This is a genomic window from Agrobacterium vaccinii (assembly GCF_021310995.1).
Taxonomy (GTDB): Bacteria; Pseudomonadota; Alphaproteobacteria; order Rhizobiales; family Rhizobiaceae; genus Agrobacterium; species Agrobacterium vaccinii.
On record NZ_CP054151.1, the window covers coordinates 279,739 to 296,459 of the forward strand.

The window sequence follows — 16,721 nt, forward strand, 5'->3', positions numbered from 1 at the left end:
TGACCGAGAGAGACGTGGCCGCGACTTCATGACGGTTTTGCAACAAAACTGAAAAACGACTGACAGGAACTGTGGCTACACTGACATCATTGGCCACTAAAGACGGCGGCAACATTGGGCCGGTCGTGCTTCTAGGCATTATCCGGATCGTCTAATTACCGGAGTTGCGTCTTGAAAATTATCCAGATCACAGACACCCACCTCAGCCCCAGCAAGCCGCATTTCAACGGCAACTGGGAGCCTTTGGTTCGGTGGATAGAGAGCGAAAAACCTGATCTGGTGGTGCACACCGGTGATCTCAGCATCGATGGCGCAGACTTCGAAGACGATATTGCGTTTTCCATGGACATGATGCGACAATTGTCGATGCCGGTGCTGATCGTTCCTGGCAACCACGATGTCGGGCATTTTCATGGTTCCGCCCAGCCGGTCAATGCCGAGCGCCTGGAGCGCTGGCATCGCCTTGTCGGTCCGGATTACTGGGTCGAAGACACTGATGACTGGCGCATAATCGGTCTCAACAGCCTGCTGATCGGTCTGGGTGGCCCGGAAGAAGAAGCGCATGAACGCTGGCTGGAAGAGATGCTTGACGGCCGTAATAACCGCCGTGTGGCAATCTTCACCCACAAGCCGCTTTTCGTTGATAATTTCAACGAACCGGAAGCCGGGTACTGGAGCGCACCGTTCGAGCCCCGCATGCGCCTTCTTGATATGATCGCCAGACATGACGTGGCCCTGTTCGGGTCGGGTCATCTGCACTGGAGTTGGATAGGCCACCATGAAAACACCAGCCTCGTCTGGGCGCCGCCCTCCTCTTTCATTCTGGGCGAGATGGAACGCGAAATGCCGGGCGCTCGCATCATAGGTGCCGCCATTCACCATCTTGGTGAGACGGTGGAAAGCCAGCTGGTGTCCGTAGAAGGGCTGAAGCCTTATTATCTCGATGACGTCGTGGCAGAGGTGTATCCTTCCGCCGTCAAGAATAAGGAAGCCGCGGAATGAGCGTGCTTTCTCTCTCCAATATTACGAAGTCGTTTGGTGCTAACGATATTCTCAAAGGTGTCAGCCTTGAGGCTGAGCCGGGCGAATTCATCGCGCTCGTCGGCCCTTCCGGCTGTGGCAAGAGCACGCTTCTTCGCATCGTCGCCGGTCTGGAACATGCCGACAGCGGCGAGATCAGTCTTGCCGGAAAGACACTCTCGAACCTGACGGCTGCAGACCGCAACATCGCCATGGTGTTTCAATCCTACGCGCTCTATCCGCATCTGACAGCTGGCCAGAACATCGCCGTTCCGCTTGCCATGCGCCGTCTCACCGCCACCCAACGTCTGCCGATCATCGGTAATCTCATGCCCGGTCAGAAAGCCATCCGCCAAGGCATTCTCACAGAAGTCGAGGCAATGGCTGCCTCCTTGAAAATCGGGCATCTGCTGGATCGCAAGCCCGGTCAGATGTCAGGCGGCCAGCGCCAGCGCGTGGCGCTTGCCCGTGCCATGGTCCGCCATCCGGCATTGTTTCTGATGGATGAGCCACTATCCAACCTCGATGCCAACCTGCGTGTGCATGCACGCGGTGAAATCGTAGAGCTGCACCGCAAGTCCGGCGTTCCGGCGCTTTACGTCACGCACGACCAGTCCGAGGCGCTGTCCATGGCCAGCCGCGTGGCGGTGATGATCGGCGGCAGGCTTTTACAGCTTGCCACCCCGCAGGTGATCTACGAGAACCCGTCGCATATCGAGGTTGCCCGGTTCATTGGCCAGCCACGCATCAATCTTCTGCCGACCAAGGCGACGGCCAATGGCATGGTGCAGTTTGGTGGCATCACCATTGCCGCCTCCAGCCTGTCGCATGGCGATGATGTCACCGTCGGTATTCGCCCTGAGTTTGTGACACTGGCATCGCAGTCCAGAGACACGATGGCAGCGACCGTTGAGCGCCTCGAATTCCTCGGCTCGGAGGTCATTCTCTTTGCTCGCCTCAACGGCATGGGCGAGACGGTGGTCGTCAAGCTCACGCCGTCTGATGCAGCCGATCTTGGCCCCGGCAAGCCGATCCATCTGGCAATCCAGCCGGACAAGGCGATGCTGTTCGGCGCGGATGGCGAGCGCATTATGACGCAAGTTTCCATCGTTGGCGCGCCGGAGTTGCTCCATGGCTGAGCTCACCGCATCCATCTTCACCGCCTCTGCACCTACGCAGCAACAAATCGCCGCCCGGCGCGAGAGCCGCACGGCCTGGCTGCTGGCCGCCCCTGCCATTACCCTGATGATGCTGTTCATCATCATCCCGACGCTGGCCGTCATCGTGCTCGGCTTTACAGATTTCGAACTCGGTTATTCCGGTTTCCGCTTTGTCGGCTTCGAAAACTACGCCGAACTCGTCAGCGACCGCACCTTTCGCAAGTCGCTGTGGAACACGGTTGTCTACACCGCCATCGTTACGCCCTTCTCCATCGTCATCGGCCTTGGCATTGCCATGCTGATCGAGGCCGAACCGCGGGCAAGGGCGTTTTTCCGCACCGTTTACTTCCTGCCCGTCGCCTCCCTTTCGGTGGCCATGGCAACGGTCTGGCAATATATGCTGCACCCGAGCATCGGCCCGGTGAACATGATACTGGCCTTTTTCGGCATCGCCGGCCCCAACTGGCTCGGCTCTTCCAGCACGGTTCTGCCAAGCCTTGCCATCATCGGCATCTGGCAGTCAGTCGGCTTCAACATGGTGCTGTTTCTTGCAGGACTCACCGCCATCCCGCGCGATCTCTATGCGGCAGCAGAAATGGACGGCGTGCGCTCCAGCTTCGAGCGTTTTCGTCTCGTCACATGGCCGATGCTGGGGCCGACCACCCTGTTCGTCGTCACGATCAGCATCATCAACTCGGTCAAGGTATTCGAAACCGTCAAGGCCCTGACCGAAGGTGGGCCAAACAAGGCGTCCGAAGTGCTGCTTTTCACCATCTATCAGGAAGGTTTCGTCTATCTGCGCGTTGGTTATGCGTCCGCGATGACGGTGATCTTCCTCGCCATTCTGGTGGTCCTGATGTTCCTCCAGTACCGCGTTCTTGACCGCAAGGTGCATTACTCATGACGCAGTCCGCCATTCTCCCACCCACCATGACACTGGGCCGCGTGATCCGCCTGTCCATTCTAACAATTGGCGCTTTCGTCTTCCTGTCACCCTACATCTTCATGATTTCAACGGCAGGCAAAGCACAGAGCGAAATATTTTCCTCGTCCCTGTCACTCATCCCGCAGACATGGAGCTACATGGCAAACTTCACCAAGGCCATGACGCGGGTGTCCATGCCGAGCCTGTTGTTGAACGGCGCCATCGTCTGCGCACTGATCCTGTTCATTCAGGTCGTCGTCGCGGTTCCCTGCGCCTATGCCATGGCAAGGCTGAAGTTCAAGGCGGCCCGCGCCTTGATGATCATGGTCATGCTTGGGCTGCTGGTGCCGATCCACGCTACGGCCTTGCCGCTCTACGTCGCCTTTGATCGCATGTCGGTGCTCAACAGCTATATGGCGCTGGTTGCTCCGTTCTCGATCTCGGTCTTTGCGATCTTCCTGTTCCTACAGTTCTTTCGCGCCATGCCGGATGATCTCATCCATGCAGCCCGTCTGGATGGCATGAGCGAGGCAGGCATCGTCGCCCGGGTCATTCTGCCCAATGCCTGGCCCGCGGTTACGGCCTTTGCGATCTTCTCGGTCGTGGCGCACTGGAACGATCTGTTCTGGCCGCTGATCGTCGTGACCAACCAGACCTACGCGACACCGCCGCTCGGCCTTCTCTACTTCCGGGCTGCGGAAGCAGGAGACGACTACGGCGCGCTGATGGCGGCAACTCTCATCATCACCCTTCCCCTCGTCATTGCCTTTCTGGCTGCACAGAAACGCTTCGTCGAAGGCATCACCATGACCGGTCTCAAAGGCTGAGCCGGACAGCATAACCACACCCCATCCCCATAACGGAGAACGTGCCATGAAACTCATCAGACACGCATTGCCGGCGCTTGCCGTATCAGTTGCCTTCGCCGCCATGCCTGCCAAGGCAGAAACGGTGCTCACCGTGCATTACCCCATGCCGGGCTTTTTCAAGGATGTGATGGACAACATCTCCAAGAAGTTCATGGAAGAGAACCCGGAGATCAAAATCCAGTTCGCCAATCCTTCCGCGACTTACGAAGAAGGCATCCAGACCATCATGCGCCAGGCCGGAACGGCCGAAATGCCTGACCTGACCTTCATCGGTCTCAACCGTCTGCGCATGGTCAATGAGCGCGACATTCCCGTCGATCTCGGCCCACTCGTCAAAGCCGATGGCAACATGGCCGAGCAGGGCTTTTCGGACAATATTCTAAAGCTCGCCCAGGTGGATGGCAAGCAGGTTGGTCTGGCCTTCGCAACGTCGAACCCGATCATGTATTACAATGCCGATCTGGTCCGCAAAGCCGGTGGCAACCCTGACGTTCCGCCAAAGACATGGGACGAAGTGATCGCGCTCGGCGGCAAGATCAAGGCGCTCGGCGATCGCAATGAAGGTATCGACTTCCGCTGGCAGGGTGACGACTGGATGTTCTCCGCACTGCTGTTCGGCGCTGGCGGTACCATGCTGAATGCCGACGAAACCAAGGTTACCTTCAACGGCGAAGCAGGTCAGAAGGCCGTTGCCGTTCTGGACAAGATGGTCAAGGAAGGCGGTCTTCCCGTTCTGACGAAGCAGGCTGGTGAGCAGGCTTTTGCTGCTGGCAAAATCGGCTTTGCGTTTCAGACAACCGGCGCGCTTCGTAACACCATCAAGAATGTTGGCGACAAGTTCGACCTGCGCACGGCCCAGATCCCGCTGATCGACGCAGAAAACGGCAAGCTGCCAACAGGCGGAAACGCCGTCGTCATCCTCACAAAGGATGCCGAAAAGCAGAAGGCCGCATGGACCTTCGCCAAGTTTGCTGCCGGTCCTTACGGGGCATCGGTTGTCGTGCCCGGCACCGGATACGTTCCAAACAATGAGCTGGCTGCCAAGTCACCAGAATATCTCGGCAACTTCTACAAGGAAAACCCGCTGTTCAACGCCGGTCTTTCGCAGATGTCACGCATGGTGCCTTGGTACGCTTTCCCCGGGAACAACGGCGTGAAGGTGACCCAGACCATCGTTGAAAACCTGTCGCGCATTGTCGAGCAGAACGCCAAGCCCGACGAGGCTCTCAACGACGCTGCCGATGAAGTGAAAAAACTTCTTCCGCGCAGATCGTAAGGAGCCCCATCAGAGACCGAGGGAGGTGACTTTTGTCACCTCCTTTTTCAGTTTATCAGTCTGATCGAAACTACTGAAATTACGAGCTTTGAGGCTGAAACCGGGCGACAGTTGCACCGGCAAACAGTTGATGCCCCACGCGCAGATGCCTTGGCGGGGCTGCATTTTCGGCAATGTCCAGCAACAGTGCAGCTGCCGCGGTTCCCATATCGGCGTCGGGCATTCGTATGGTCGTCAAGGGCCGTTCAAGCAAACGCCCGATCGAGATGCCATCGAAACCGCAGACGGAGATGTCATCTGGTACCAAGAGCCCGTGCCGTCTGAGTGCCGCGATGACGCCAAGCGCCAGAAGGTCGTTGGATGCGATGATGGCACTCGGCCTTATATTCTCCACCACATCGAAGAGATCCAGGTTTTCGTATCCATCTAAGAAGTCGATTTGCATCGCCTCAAGCGGCTTATGACCATTGTCTACCAGCGCCTGGCAATAACCTTCATAACGCAGCCGCGCCCTGTCCGAGGATGTAAAACGGCCTGAGACAAACAGGATTCGGTCGTGCCCCATCCCCATCAGGAAGTTGACCAGTTCGTAACTTGCCTGAAAATTATCGACCGTCACCGCCGCCCGAAATCGCGGCATTGGCATGTTGTTGAGAAGGACTGTCGGGGGCAATGCCGCCGAAAGCACATCGCTGCACCGCGGATCGCAGAGCGTCAGGATCAAACCGGTCGGGTGTTCTTCAAGCAGTGAGGCTACCGCTGTTGTTTCGATGGACGGATCGTAATTGGATTGTGCGATAAGTACACTGTGCCCCGCCGCCTGCAATCGGCGCTGGATGCCCGCGAGTGAAGCGGCGAACACAGGGTTGGAAATACTGGGCACCAACACACCGACCACAGGTCGCGATTGGCGACCCTGCCCAGCCTTCGAAGTGCTATGCCTATATCCTAACTCAGCCGCAGCCCGGCGCACTTTACGCACCATCTCGGCACTGACGGGGCCTGTCCTGTTCAATACGCGACTGACGGTGCTGACCGAGCAGCCCGCGCGGAAAGCGACCTGCTCAAGTGTGATCATCGATCGTTTCTTCGATATTCAACAATATGTTCTCTTTCGGTCGCCAGATCAGCGGAAGCTACCTTAGAATTCAATAGAATATGAAATATGATTATGCCACCGCGATGAGGATTTTTCATCCGCGTGCAATTACCGGAATTGATGAGGTGCTCTGGTGAGGCACATTCTTATGCGGGCCGTGCTTATTCGCCTTGAAGGCGTCCAGATATTGCGACCTCGTTGACCTTGAAAATCAGATGATCTGCGTATAAATTGACGAAATGCTTGACCATTCGTCCCAGAAATCACCGCCTACAGATTTGCCAATGGATGCACTCAGCGAAGTCTTGAGAGATTTTCGCTTGAGCGGGGTCAACTATGGGCGCTGTGAGCTGAGGCATCCGTGGAGCATCGCTTTCCCGCAACAGCCGCTGTTGCGCTTTCACTTTGTCAGTCAGGGCCCTTGCTGGCTTTACACGGAAGAGCAGGGTTGGGAAGCCTTGAACGAGGGCGATCTGGTCCTGTTACCGCAGGGCGTTGCGCATCGCCTTGCGAGTGCGCCGGATGTCGAGGGCGATTGCCGTACATCGTGCCAGGTAACGAAATTGGAGAGCAGTGTTTGTGAAGTTGTGCGAGAGGGAACGGGGGCGACCGCCACTTTGTTCTGCGGCTCGATGGCTTTGGGCGAGCATGCGCTTCATCCGTTGATCTCTTTGATGCCTCCCATTATCCGGGGTTGTGATGTGGCGGGTAACGATCCTCTCATCGGGCCATTGCTGGCCGCCATGTCGGTCGAGGCGTCTCAGCCGCAAATGGGAAGCGCAACCGTCTTGTCACGGATGGCAGACCTTCTGACTGCACGGCTTATTCGCTGCTGGGTCAATTGCAGTGGCGCCTCCACCACCGGCTGGCTTGCTGCCATTCGCGATCCACATATCGGGCGCGTACTCGCCGCCATCCATCGGGAGCCTGGCCGCCAATGGACGCTGGAAAGCCTAGCGGTTGTGGCGGGTCAGTCGCGCTCGATCTTTGCTGAGCGTTTCAGTGCTGTTCTTGGCGAAGGCCCTGCGCGTTACATCGCGCGTTTGCGTATGGAGCTTGCTCGGGAACTCCTGTCCCGGAACGGCATGTCGGTCGCCGAAGTCGCCACCCGATTGGGATACGAGTCGGAGGCGTCGTTTGCGCGAGCCTTCAAGCGCGTCACGAACATATCGCCCGGCATTGTGCGTCGCACAAATTTCGGACGAATGGATATGAATTTAGGATTTTAAGACGCAGATCATCCTGCGAAGTCTGTCTATATATGTTTCCACGATGTAGGAGACACACTGCGATGACGGACACGACTTCACAGCTCAATGAGCCAATATCTGATTTTGAAGCGGTAGAAGACACCGCTTGGACGGCAGCGACATGGCTCGCGGTCCTTTCCATGGCTGCCACCAGTTTCGCCCTAGTGTCTGCCGAGTTTCTGCCAGCGGGACTTTTGACGCCCATGGCGCGCGATTTAGGAATAAGCGAGGGGACCGCCGGACAGGTCGTCACCGCCACTGCTTCCGTCGGTGCTGTCACGGCTTTGTTCAGCAACGTTCTGATCGGTAAAATGAACCGTAAGACGGTGCTGGTTGGCCTGACTGCACTCGCGGTCGGCTCCAATATCCTTGCCGCGACTGCCAGCGAATTCTGGTTGTTGTTGGTTGGCCGCGCCGGATTGGGCATTGCGCTCAGCGGCTTCTGGGCGCTGTCCGTTGCCGTCGTTGCAAGGCTGGTTGGCACCAACGCGACAGGTCGCGGAATGGCTATCGTGACGCTGGGCGTATCGCTGGCCACCATCGCGGCACCATCCATGGGCGCGTTGATCAGCGACTGGCTGGGTTGGCGCACCGCCATGGCATTGACCGCCGTGCTTGCCGTGATTGCGATGCTGTTGCAGGCAGTAAGTCTGCCAAGTCTGCCTGCAAGCACCAGCAACAGCCTGACAGACGTCTTCAAGCTGACGCGGCGCGGCGGCATCCAACTGGGCATGCTGGCTATCCTGCTGCTCATGACTGGACACTTCGCTGGCTCGATTTATGTCAGGCCGTTCCTTGAGCAAGTGACGCTCCTTGATACGCAATCGATAGCGATGGCCCTGCTTGGTTTCGGTATCGCCTCGGTGATCGGCAATGTCGCTGGCGGCAGGATGGCCGATGCCAGCATCACCTTGGCACTCTTCGTCACCGCTGCACTGATGGCACTCGCAGCGCTTATCCTCGTCATTGGCGGTGCTTATGCTGCCGTCGCATTCTTGCTCGTCGCAATCTGGGGCTTTGCCTTCGGCATGGCGCCTGTCGTGCTGCCGACCAATCTGTCCCGCAGCGCCCCGGATGATCTGGAAGCAGCCGGCAGCCTGATGGTCGTCTCTTTCCAGGTTGCCATCAGCATCGGTGCGGTTGTCGGCGGTTATGTCGTGGACACCTATGGCGCAGCGGGGCCGCTGACCCTGACGGCCATACTCGCAGCCTCGACCGCCGCTTTGGCGCTACTCCAGCCACGCAATTGACGGCTTTATCCGAAGCAACGCACGTCAGGACGAGTTGATCTCGTCCTGACGTCTCAGCGTTCGGGTCACATTCAGCAATATTCACTCCAAGCTCAAGACTGACCTCGCAAATCGTTGGGGCTTATCAGGATGGAGAAGGCGCTTGAGGATCTGTCTTCTCCTGTATGATCATCCCGGGCCATTCTGCTTAGGCCCACCCGCTGTCCACATCGCCAACTCCTGCTCAGCTCGCTCCATAGCGCTGTAGTTCAGCAGTTTACGCAAAAAGGCGACGGTGACGGCACGCGTACGCAGATTATACTGGCTATCGGGCTCGCCTTCGCTGGTGCTTTGATAAACGTTGAGTTTTTCGTAAAGGCTCTGAAGGCGGTTCTGGACGCTTCTTAGCGAGAGGTTGCGGCGGCGGGCTATGGTTTTGTCGGTAAGGCCGAGCGCGACGTCCATAAGAATTTCATATTCGGAATCGGTGAAGCCCCTGACGCGACCGAGGCTTTTTTCCTGCATTCCGCGCACTTCCCGGTCGATCACGCATTGCGCCTCCATGAAGATGCTGCGCAGCGCAAGGCGGAGGCGGTCGTCCGAGGCGGATTTGAGCACATATCCATAGGCGGCACCTTCCGGCACGATCCTTGAAACGCCGCGCACATAGGCCTCATCGGAATAATTCGACCAGAACAAAATGCGCGTATCAGGGCGCTCCTTCCAGATGGTGCGTGCCGCCTCGATGCCGTTGCGCTCGCTCATCTGCAAATCCATGACGATATGGGCCGAGCGATTTTCCCGCGCCAGCTTCTCTCCAGCCTTGCCGTTATCGGCCTCGATGACATGATTGCATTCGGGCAATGCGGCACGCACGGCTTCGTTGAGGTAGGAACGATGGAGGACGTCGTCTTCTACGATCAGGACTTCCATTGACCGTCTCCTTCAAGGCTATGCACACCTTCCGCAAGCGTCAGGCTGATAGAGGTACCGGGACCGTTGCGGTTGCGCCCCATTTCAAAACGGGCGGAAATCAGCCGGGCGCGGGTTTTCATATTGCCGATGCCGAGACCATGGCCGGAACCATGCTTGGCGCAGCCGCAGCCATCATCGCTGACGACGATGCGCAGACGGCCATCGATATGGCCAATATGGACGTTGACGTTTTCCGGCTGGCCGTGGCGGATTGCGTTGTTGACGGCTTCCTGCACGATGCGGAAGACGGATGTCGCAACGGTCTGCTCCAGCGCCTCCACCCTGCCCTCGGTTTCGTCCGTTACGGTCCATTTGATCGGCATGCCGCTATCACGGACCGAGCGATCGAGATCGTTTTCAATGGCCTGTACGACGCCAAAGAGTTGCAGCACCGAAGGTTTTGCCTCCTCGATGATCTGCCTGAGATCCTGCATGGAATGCTGGAGGCTGCGAACCAGCGGTTCCAGCATTTCGCCCGTGAGGTCGGGAAGATGGGTCATCCGCTCCATCCGGCGGGCCAGCCGTGTCAGGTCGGCAAGTGTCTGATCATGCAGGTCCATGCCGATGCGCTGGCGCTCTGCCTCCAGCGCCTGTGTCAACTTCAGAGCCCCAAGTCGCAACCCCTCCTCGCGGGCGTGGGCTTCCGCCTCCACGATGGCAGATTGCTTGGCCTGATCCGCTGCGCGAATGGCAAAAAAGTACGGGGCCAGCAGATCGGCGACTGTCCGGGCATTATCAACGTCTTCCATCGTATAGGCATCGGCCTCCAGCGAGGAACAACTGAGCGCACCGATGATGCCACCATGAACTTTCATGGGCACATGCAGACGGCTGTGCAGGCCAAGTTCGATGATGGGGCTGGAAAACGAGCCTTCGAAGTGAAACCGGGGATCGGAACAGGCATCGCCACTCAGCAGAAAATCGACCTCACCTGACAGAAGCGAACGGATGGGACTTCCTGTCAAAAGTGCTGGGGGATGCTGGCTCCATGCGCTGTCCATGCCGCTCTCATAGGCGATGTGGTATTTCCCATCGATTAGCTTGATGCAGACATCCAGATGGTCATGCGGGATGATGTGGGTGATCTCCGTGGCGACGGCCTGGATGATCGAATTGAATTCGAGCTGCCCCGCCAGAAGTCTGGAGATGCCGAGATAATGGTGAAACAGCGATGATTTCAGGGTATCAAGCATCTGCGGACGCCCTCCCAAGCGCCTGCGGCATGGCTGACTGTCGCGATTGACGTCAACACATCTATGTTGCGCCGTCATGGCGCTTTCGTCTTGCGGAAACCCGCATAAATTCTGCGGGAACCCGCACTCAGTTTGCCGGGAATGGCCTATACATCAACCGCTTTCCCGTTCATGCTTATTAAGTACTGGGGAAAGGAGCCCCAGTGCAACGGAAATCTCAGCTCAACGTCGAGGAGGCGTCGCGAAGGTTTCCTTGCCCGGAGACGGGTGGGCCACTAGGGAGGAAAAATCAATGGCTATCAGGAAGATGCTTCTGGCATCGGTTGCTGTCGCATGCGCGACCTTGCCGATGACTGCACACGCCGACACATCCAGCAAGAAAATCGCGCTTTCGAACAATTACGCCGGCAACTCTTGGCGCCAGGCCATGTTGACGAGCTGGGACAAGATTACCAAGGACGCCGTCAAGGCTGGCACCGTTGCCGCTGCCGACCCGTTCACCACTGCCGAAAACCAGGCGACCGAGCAGGCCGCCCAAATCCAGAACCTCATTCTGCAGGGCTATGATGCAATCGTCATCAACGCCGCTTCGCCAACCGCACTGAATGGCGCGATCAAGGAAGCCTGCGATGCTGGTATCACCGTCGTATCTTTCGATGGCACAGTGACCGAACCGTGTGCATGGCGTATTGCTGTGGACTTCAAGGCGATGGGCGAAAGCCAGATCGACTACCTTGCCAAGAAGATGCCGAAGGGCGGCAATCTGCTTGAAATTCGTGGTCTTGCCGGTGTGTCCGTCGATGACGAGATTCATGCAGGCATTGCGGCTGGCGTCGCCAAAAACACCCAGTTTAAAATCGTCGGTTCTGTAAACGGCGACTGGGCGCAGGATGTGGCGCAGCGCGCTGTCGCCGGTATTCTGCCAAGCCTGCCAGAAGTGGCCGCCGTGGTCACGCAGGGTGGTGATGGTTACGGTGCCGCACAGGCATTTGCTGCTGCAAAACGTCCGACCCCCACCATCGTCATGGGCAACCGCGAGGACGAATTGCAGTGGTGGAAACAGCAGAAGGATGCGAGCGGCTATGAAACCATGTCGGTTTCCATCGCCCCGGGCGTTTCCACGCTCGCCTTCTGGGTCGCACAGCAAATCCTCGACGGCAAGGACGTGAAGAAGGACCTTACGGTTCCGTTCCTGCGTATCGATCAGGCCAATCTTGAGGACAACCTCAAGAACACCCAGAAGGGCGGCGTCGCAAACGTCGAATACAGCCTGGAAGATGCACAGAAGGTCATCGCCTCCGCAAAGTAAGCGCCGGGTTGTCTAACTCCCAAGACATCGCAGTGCCGGTCACCGGCGCTGCGATGGATGCGAAGCTGTGGCTCCGACCGCAAAAATTGGCGTAACTGCTCATGAATGAAATCATATCGAGACAGGAAGTCGTCGCGGCGCGTGACGTGAAAGTGGTGTTCGGTGCCGTGAAGGCGCTGGATGGCGCCGATCTCGTCATTCTATCGGGCGAATGCCTCGGCCTCGTCGGTCACAATGGCGCTGGAAAATCCACCATCGTCAACGTCATCAATGGTGGCCTTACGCCGCATGAAGGGTCTGTGTCCTATGGCGGAAAACCCAGCAGCTATGGCATTACAGCGGCAAGGGCCAGCGGCGTGCGATGCGTCTTTCAGGAACTGTCGCTCTGCCCCAACCTAACGATCAACGAAAACGTCCGCATCATGCACACCGACATGAAGGGCAGCAATTGGCGCAGCCGTGCGCTGGATATGATCAGCAAGAAGCTTGACGAGATATTCCCCGGCCACGGCATTGATTGCGACCTGACCATTTCGGAACTCTCCATCGCTGAACGGCAAATGGTGGAAATTGCCATCAACTTTGCGGGCGTCAACGAAGAGCCGAAGCTTGTCATTCTTGACGAACCCACATCCTCGCTCGATGCCGGCCTTGCCGAACAACTGATGGATTATGTGCGCCGCTTCGTGCGCACCGGTGGCGCAGTTCTACTGATATCCCATATTCTCGGAGAAATCCTCTCCACCGCCACCCGTGTCGTGGTGATGAAGGACGGTAAGGTGGTAGCTGACCGTCCGGCAGCGGAGTTTTCCAATAAAACCCTCGTCGAGGCCATGGGCAGTGTGGTGAAGGAGCAAGGCTGGAAACGGTCACTGGAGCGCAAAGCTGGCCCGACCGTCTTGTCCATGCCGCCGAGAAAAGGACAAGGATTGCCCTTCGAAGCCTATCGCGGCGAAATCATCGGGCTTGCCGGTCTGGGTGGTCACGGCCAGACGGAAGCGTTGCTGGACCTCTATCTCTCTCGCAACAGCAGTTGGTTTCCGGCACGCCACCAGGACATCGCCTTTGTTGCCGGGGACCGAAGCTTGAACGGTACGTTCCCGCTGTGGAGCATTCTCAAAAATCTCAGCATCGCATCGCTGCGGGATTTCTCACCGGCTGGCCTCGTCAACCGCACCAAGGAGGAAGAACTCGGCGCGAACTGGAAAAAGCGCATCGAAATCCGCACCCCCGATGTCCACAACAAAATCCTCTCTCTGTCAGGCGGCAACCAGCAGAAGGTGCTGTTTGCCCGCGCATTGGCGACTACAGCCAAGACGGTTCTGATGGATGACCCCATGCGCGGTGTCGATATCGGCACCAAGCAGGAGGTCTACGAAATCCTGCGTACAGAAGCCGCCAATGGCAGAACTTTCATCTGGTACTCGACCGAAATGGACGAAATCCGTCTCTGCGACCGCGTTTACGTGTTTCGCGATGGTGCCATTCAGGCCGAACTCACAGGCGAAGATATCAACGAACAGGCAGTGCTTGCTGCATCTTTTTCCGGAGACGCGCACGCATGAAACTCTCCGCCAACGCCTTGCGCCTCATCATTCCGGCAGCCTCTCTCGCCGTGCTTCTGGTTGCTGTTTTCTACATGCAGCCCCGCGCCATGAGCTATACGGGTCTGAACCTGCTGTTCAATCTGGCCGTTCCCATCGCGCTTGCCACCATCGCGCAGATGCTGATCATGTCGGTCAACGATCTCGATTTGTCGATGGGAACCTTCGTCAGCTTCTGCGCCTGCGTGACCGCGACGTTTCTGCAAACCTCACCGCTGGTCGGTATTCTGATTTTCGCAGCCGCGATTGCCGTTTATGCCGCCATGGGCGCAATCATCCACATCCGCGCTCTGCCGTCCATCGTCGTTACCCTGGGCATGAGTTTCGTCTGGGGCGGGCTTGCGGTTCTGCTGTTGCCATCGCCGGGCGGCGAAGCACCTGCGTGGATACGCACAATCATGACGGCAAAGCCGCCCTTCGTCCCGATGGCCATCGTCGCCAGTATCGTGATCGCCGTCATCGCGCATCACATCGTCATGCGCTCGTCCTTCGGTGTACTGATGCGTGGCGTCGGCGGTAACTTCCGGTCCGTCGAGCGTTCAGGCTGGTCGGTTATCGGCATCCGTGCCGCTACTTTCGCGCTTGCCGGTTTCTTCGCTGTGCTGGCAGGAATTGCACTCGTTGGCCTGACGACTTCCGCCGATGCCAACATCGCGTTGCGCTACACGCTACTATCGATTGCGGGTGTCATTCTCGGCGGTGGTGAATTTGTCGGTGGTCGCGTTTCGCCCATCGGTGCGGTCATCGGTGCGTTGACCCTCACACTGGCGGGCTCGTTCCTCTCCTTCATGCGCATTTCGCCGGATTGGCAGATCGGTGCGCAGGGCGCCATTCTCATCGTCGTGCTCGGCCTCCGCCTGCTCCTGAACCGCCTCGAAAAGCGGGAGAAAAACCAATGAGTGCCTTGCAGAGATTTTCGAAGAAGCCGTGGATCTGGTCCTTCGCCGCCACGATTGCGGTGTGGATCATTACCGTGCTGTTCACCGGCGGCGCCAGCTCCTTCGGCCTGTCGCATGCGGCACTGACATTCGCGGCCTTCTCCGTCATCGTCGGCATCGGCCAGATGTTCGTTATCACGCTCGGGCCCGGCAATATTGATCTATGCGTACCGGCCACCATGACGCTGTCAGGCACGATTGCGCTGAAGTTCATGGATGTCTCGGATCATCTCATCCTGCCCGGACTGCTGGTTGCCATCGGCATTGGCGTGGCGGTCGGCATCGGCAATTATGCGCTCATCAAGCTCCTGCGCATTCCACCCATCATAGCAACCCTGTCGATGAGCTTCATCGTGCAATCCACCGCCATCTGGACCAATCGCGGCCTGCGCATCAAGCCGCCGCAGATGCTGGCTGATTTCGCCATCTCCAGCACATTCGGCATCCCCAACGTCGCGCTTGTCGCGCTGCTTTTGTCCGCGATCGCATGGGTTCTTCTCGACCGCAGCTTTTACGGACGCTGGATATCCGCCATCGGCCAAAGCACCTTTGCCGCCAGAATGACGGGGATACCGGTGGATGGCACACGCTTCGTGACTTACGTGCTTTGCGCCGTCCTTGCTGCCATTGCTGGTTATCTTTTGGCGAGCTTCTCCGGCGGTGCTGCACTCAACATGGGCGCGGAGTACCTGCTGATGTCGATTGCCGTCGTGGTCATCGGTGGCACGGCTGTTGCGGGTGGGGATTCCAACGTTCCCGGCATATGGGGCGCATCGCTTTTCATGTTCCTCGTCGTGTCGATGCTCAACACCTATGGTTTTGGTGCAGGTATACGCCTCATCCTAACCGGCCTCATCATCATCTCCGTCATTCTTCTGGCGAGCGGCCCTAAGAAGCTTCGCTGAACACGAACCTCAATTTTCGGATCAAGCCTATGCCGACAGACACACCTTCCGTCTATGAAATTCGCGACGAACGCTTCCGCCAGTTGATTGTCGGCAATGCCGAGCTTGAGGAGCTGTATTCCGGCTGCCGATGGGCAGAGGGGCCGGTCTGGTTTTCCGATCTCAACTGCCTGTTGTGGAGCGACATACCGAACCAGCGAATGCTTCGCTGGGTACCGGATGGTGGCGTCTCCGTCTTCCGCCAGCCTTCGAATTTCACCAATGGGAACACCCGCGACCGTCAAGGCAGACTGATTTCCTGCGAGCACGGCACACGGCGCGTCACGCGCACTGAGGTGGATGGCTCCATCACCGTGCTGGCGGATAGCTATCGCGGCAAGCGCCTGAATTCGCCCAACGATGTCATCGTTCGCTCCGATGGCAGCGTATGGTTCACCGACCCGACCTACGGAATTTTGTCCGACTACGAGGGATACAAATCCGAACCCGAGCAGCAAACCCGCAATGTCTATCGGATCGACCCTGCAACCGGTGACATAGACATCATGGTGGACGATTTTGGCCAACCCAACGGACTGGCCTTCTCGCCGGACGAAACCAAGCTTTACGTCGCCGACAGTTCATCCAGTCACGACATAACGCGTCCTCGCCATATCCGCGTCTTCGACGTCACCGAAGACAAGTGTCTGACCGGTGGACGAGAATTCTGCGCACTGGACAATGGCCTGCCCGATGGCTTCCGCCTGGATGTTGAAGGCAACCTCTGGACCAGCGCCGGAGACGGCGTGCATTGCTTTTCACCCGATGGCGCGTTGCTGGGGAAGATAAAGATACCCCAGACCGTGGCGAACCTCACCTTCGGTGGACCGCGCAGAAACAGGCTGTTCATTACTGCCAGCAAATCGCTGTACTCGATCTATGTGGCGACGACAGGCGCGCAATATCCCTAATGCGAGAAGCGGCGCGGAG

At 57.9% G+C, this 16,721-nt stretch carries 15 protein-coding genes; 12 read left to right on the plus strand and 3 right to left on the minus strand.

The genetic code is table 11. From position 1 onward, the window contains the following. Window positions 1-171 precede the first annotated feature (171 nt). The 5 genes from HRR99_RS16450 to HRR99_RS16470 are packed head-to-tail and all read left to right on the plus strand — an operon-like array spanning window position 172 to window position 5,250. On the plus strand, window positions 172-1,002 hold the full coding sequence (locus tag HRR99_RS16450; protein ID WP_233123781.1) for a metallophosphoesterase family protein: 831 nt from the start codon (window positions 172-174) through the stop codon (window positions 1,000-1,002). Further along, a complete protein-coding gene (locus HRR99_RS16455; protein WP_233123782.1) occupies window positions 999-2,159 on the plus strand; it encodes an ABC transporter ATP-binding protein in 1,161 nt (386 codons plus the stop codon). Before HRR99_RS16450 ends, HRR99_RS16455 begins: the two co-directional genes overlap by 4 nt. Continuing rightward, window positions 2,152-3,084 carry a carbohydrate ABC transporter permease gene (locus HRR99_RS16460; RefSeq protein WP_233123783.1) on the plus strand — a complete coding sequence of 311 codons (933 nt, stop codon included), beginning with the start codon at window positions 2,152-2,154 and terminating at the stop codon, window positions 3,082-3,084. The genes HRR99_RS16455 and HRR99_RS16460 overlap by 8 nt, the downstream gene beginning before the upstream one ends. Beyond that, on the plus strand, window positions 3,081-3,932 hold the full coding sequence (locus HRR99_RS16465; protein WP_233123784.1) for a carbohydrate ABC transporter permease: 852 nt from the start codon (window positions 3,081-3,083) through the stop codon (window positions 3,930-3,932). The genes HRR99_RS16460 and HRR99_RS16465 overlap by 4 nt, the downstream gene beginning before the upstream one ends. A 46-nt stretch (window positions 3,933-3,978) precedes the next feature. After that, window positions 3,979-5,250 (plus strand): ABC transporter substrate-binding protein, encoded by a 1,272-nt coding sequence (locus HRR99_RS16470; RefSeq protein WP_233123786.1) that lies wholly within the window; start codon window positions 3,979-3,981, stop codon window positions 5,248-5,250. A 79-nt stretch (window positions 5,251-5,329) separates the two neighbouring features. Here the strand turns inward: HRR99_RS16470 and HRR99_RS16475 are convergent, their stop codons facing one another. Beyond that, window positions 5,330-6,328, minus strand: a complete 999-nt coding sequence (locus HRR99_RS16475; protein WP_233123788.1) for a substrate-binding domain-containing protein — start codon at window positions 6,326-6,328, stop codon at window positions 5,330-5,332. 260 nt (window positions 6,329-6,588) lie between these two features. Here HRR99_RS16475 and HRR99_RS16480 point away from each other — a divergent pair, with 260 nt between their 5' ends. Next, window positions 6,589-7,578, plus strand: coding sequence for an AraC family transcriptional regulator (locus HRR99_RS16480; RefSeq protein WP_233123790.1), 990 nt, complete (start codon window positions 6,589-6,591; stop codon window positions 7,576-7,578). Between the two features lie 62 nt (window positions 7,579-7,640). Then, the gene (locus HRR99_RS16485; protein WP_233123792.1) at window positions 7,641-8,849 is read left to right on the plus strand and encodes an MFS transporter; all 1,209 of its coding nucleotides are present in this window, start codon (window positions 7,641-7,643) and stop codon (window positions 8,847-8,849) included. A gap of 168 nt (window positions 8,850-9,017) precedes the next feature. Here HRR99_RS16485 and HRR99_RS16490 read toward each other — a convergent pair whose 3' ends face one another. Together HRR99_RS16490 and HRR99_RS16495 are read right to left on the minus strand one after the other, a co-directional pair. Then, window positions 9,018-9,761, minus strand: a complete 744-nt coding sequence (locus HRR99_RS16490) for a response regulator transcription factor (protein WP_233123793.1) — start codon at window positions 9,759-9,761, stop codon at window positions 9,018-9,020. After that, window positions 9,749-10,996, minus strand: a complete 1,248-nt coding sequence (locus HRR99_RS16495) for a GAF domain-containing sensor histidine kinase (RefSeq protein ID WP_233123795.1) — start codon at window positions 10,994-10,996, stop codon at window positions 9,749-9,751. Before HRR99_RS16495 ends, HRR99_RS16490 begins: the two co-directional genes overlap by 13 nt. A 292-nt stretch (window positions 10,997-11,288) precedes the next feature. Between HRR99_RS16495 and HRR99_RS16500 the strand changes: the two genes are divergently transcribed. From HRR99_RS16500 to HRR99_RS16520, 5 genes are all read left to right on the plus strand, one after another. Continuing rightward, complete coding sequence (locus HRR99_RS16500) at window positions 11,289-12,305, plus strand: ABC transporter substrate-binding protein (RefSeq protein WP_112501343.1); 1,017 nt, start codon at window positions 11,289-11,291, stop codon at window positions 12,303-12,305. 101 nt (window positions 12,306-12,406) lie between these two features. Next, window positions 12,407-13,870: an ATP-binding cassette domain-containing protein gene (locus HRR99_RS16505; RefSeq protein ID WP_233123796.1), complete on the plus strand. Its 1,464-nt coding sequence runs from the start codon at window positions 12,407-12,409 to the stop codon at window positions 13,868-13,870. After that, window positions 13,867-14,808: an ABC transporter permease gene (locus HRR99_RS16510; RefSeq protein WP_233123798.1), complete on the plus strand. Its 942-nt coding sequence runs from the start codon at window positions 13,867-13,869 to the stop codon at window positions 14,806-14,808. Before HRR99_RS16505 ends, HRR99_RS16510 begins: the two co-directional genes overlap by 4 nt. After that, window positions 14,805-15,752 carry an ABC transporter permease gene (locus tag HRR99_RS16515; RefSeq protein ID WP_233123800.1) on the plus strand — a complete coding sequence of 316 codons (948 nt, stop codon included), beginning with the start codon at window positions 14,805-14,807 and terminating at the stop codon, window positions 15,750-15,752. The genes HRR99_RS16510 and HRR99_RS16515 overlap by 4 nt, the downstream gene beginning before the upstream one ends. A 29-nt stretch (window positions 15,753-15,781) precedes the next feature. Then, on the plus strand, window positions 15,782-16,702 hold the full coding sequence (locus tag HRR99_RS16520; protein ID WP_233123801.1) for an SMP-30/gluconolactonase/LRE family protein: 921 nt from the start codon (window positions 15,782-15,784) through the stop codon (window positions 16,700-16,702). The last annotated feature ends 19 nt before the right edge of the window (window positions 16,703-16,721 follow it).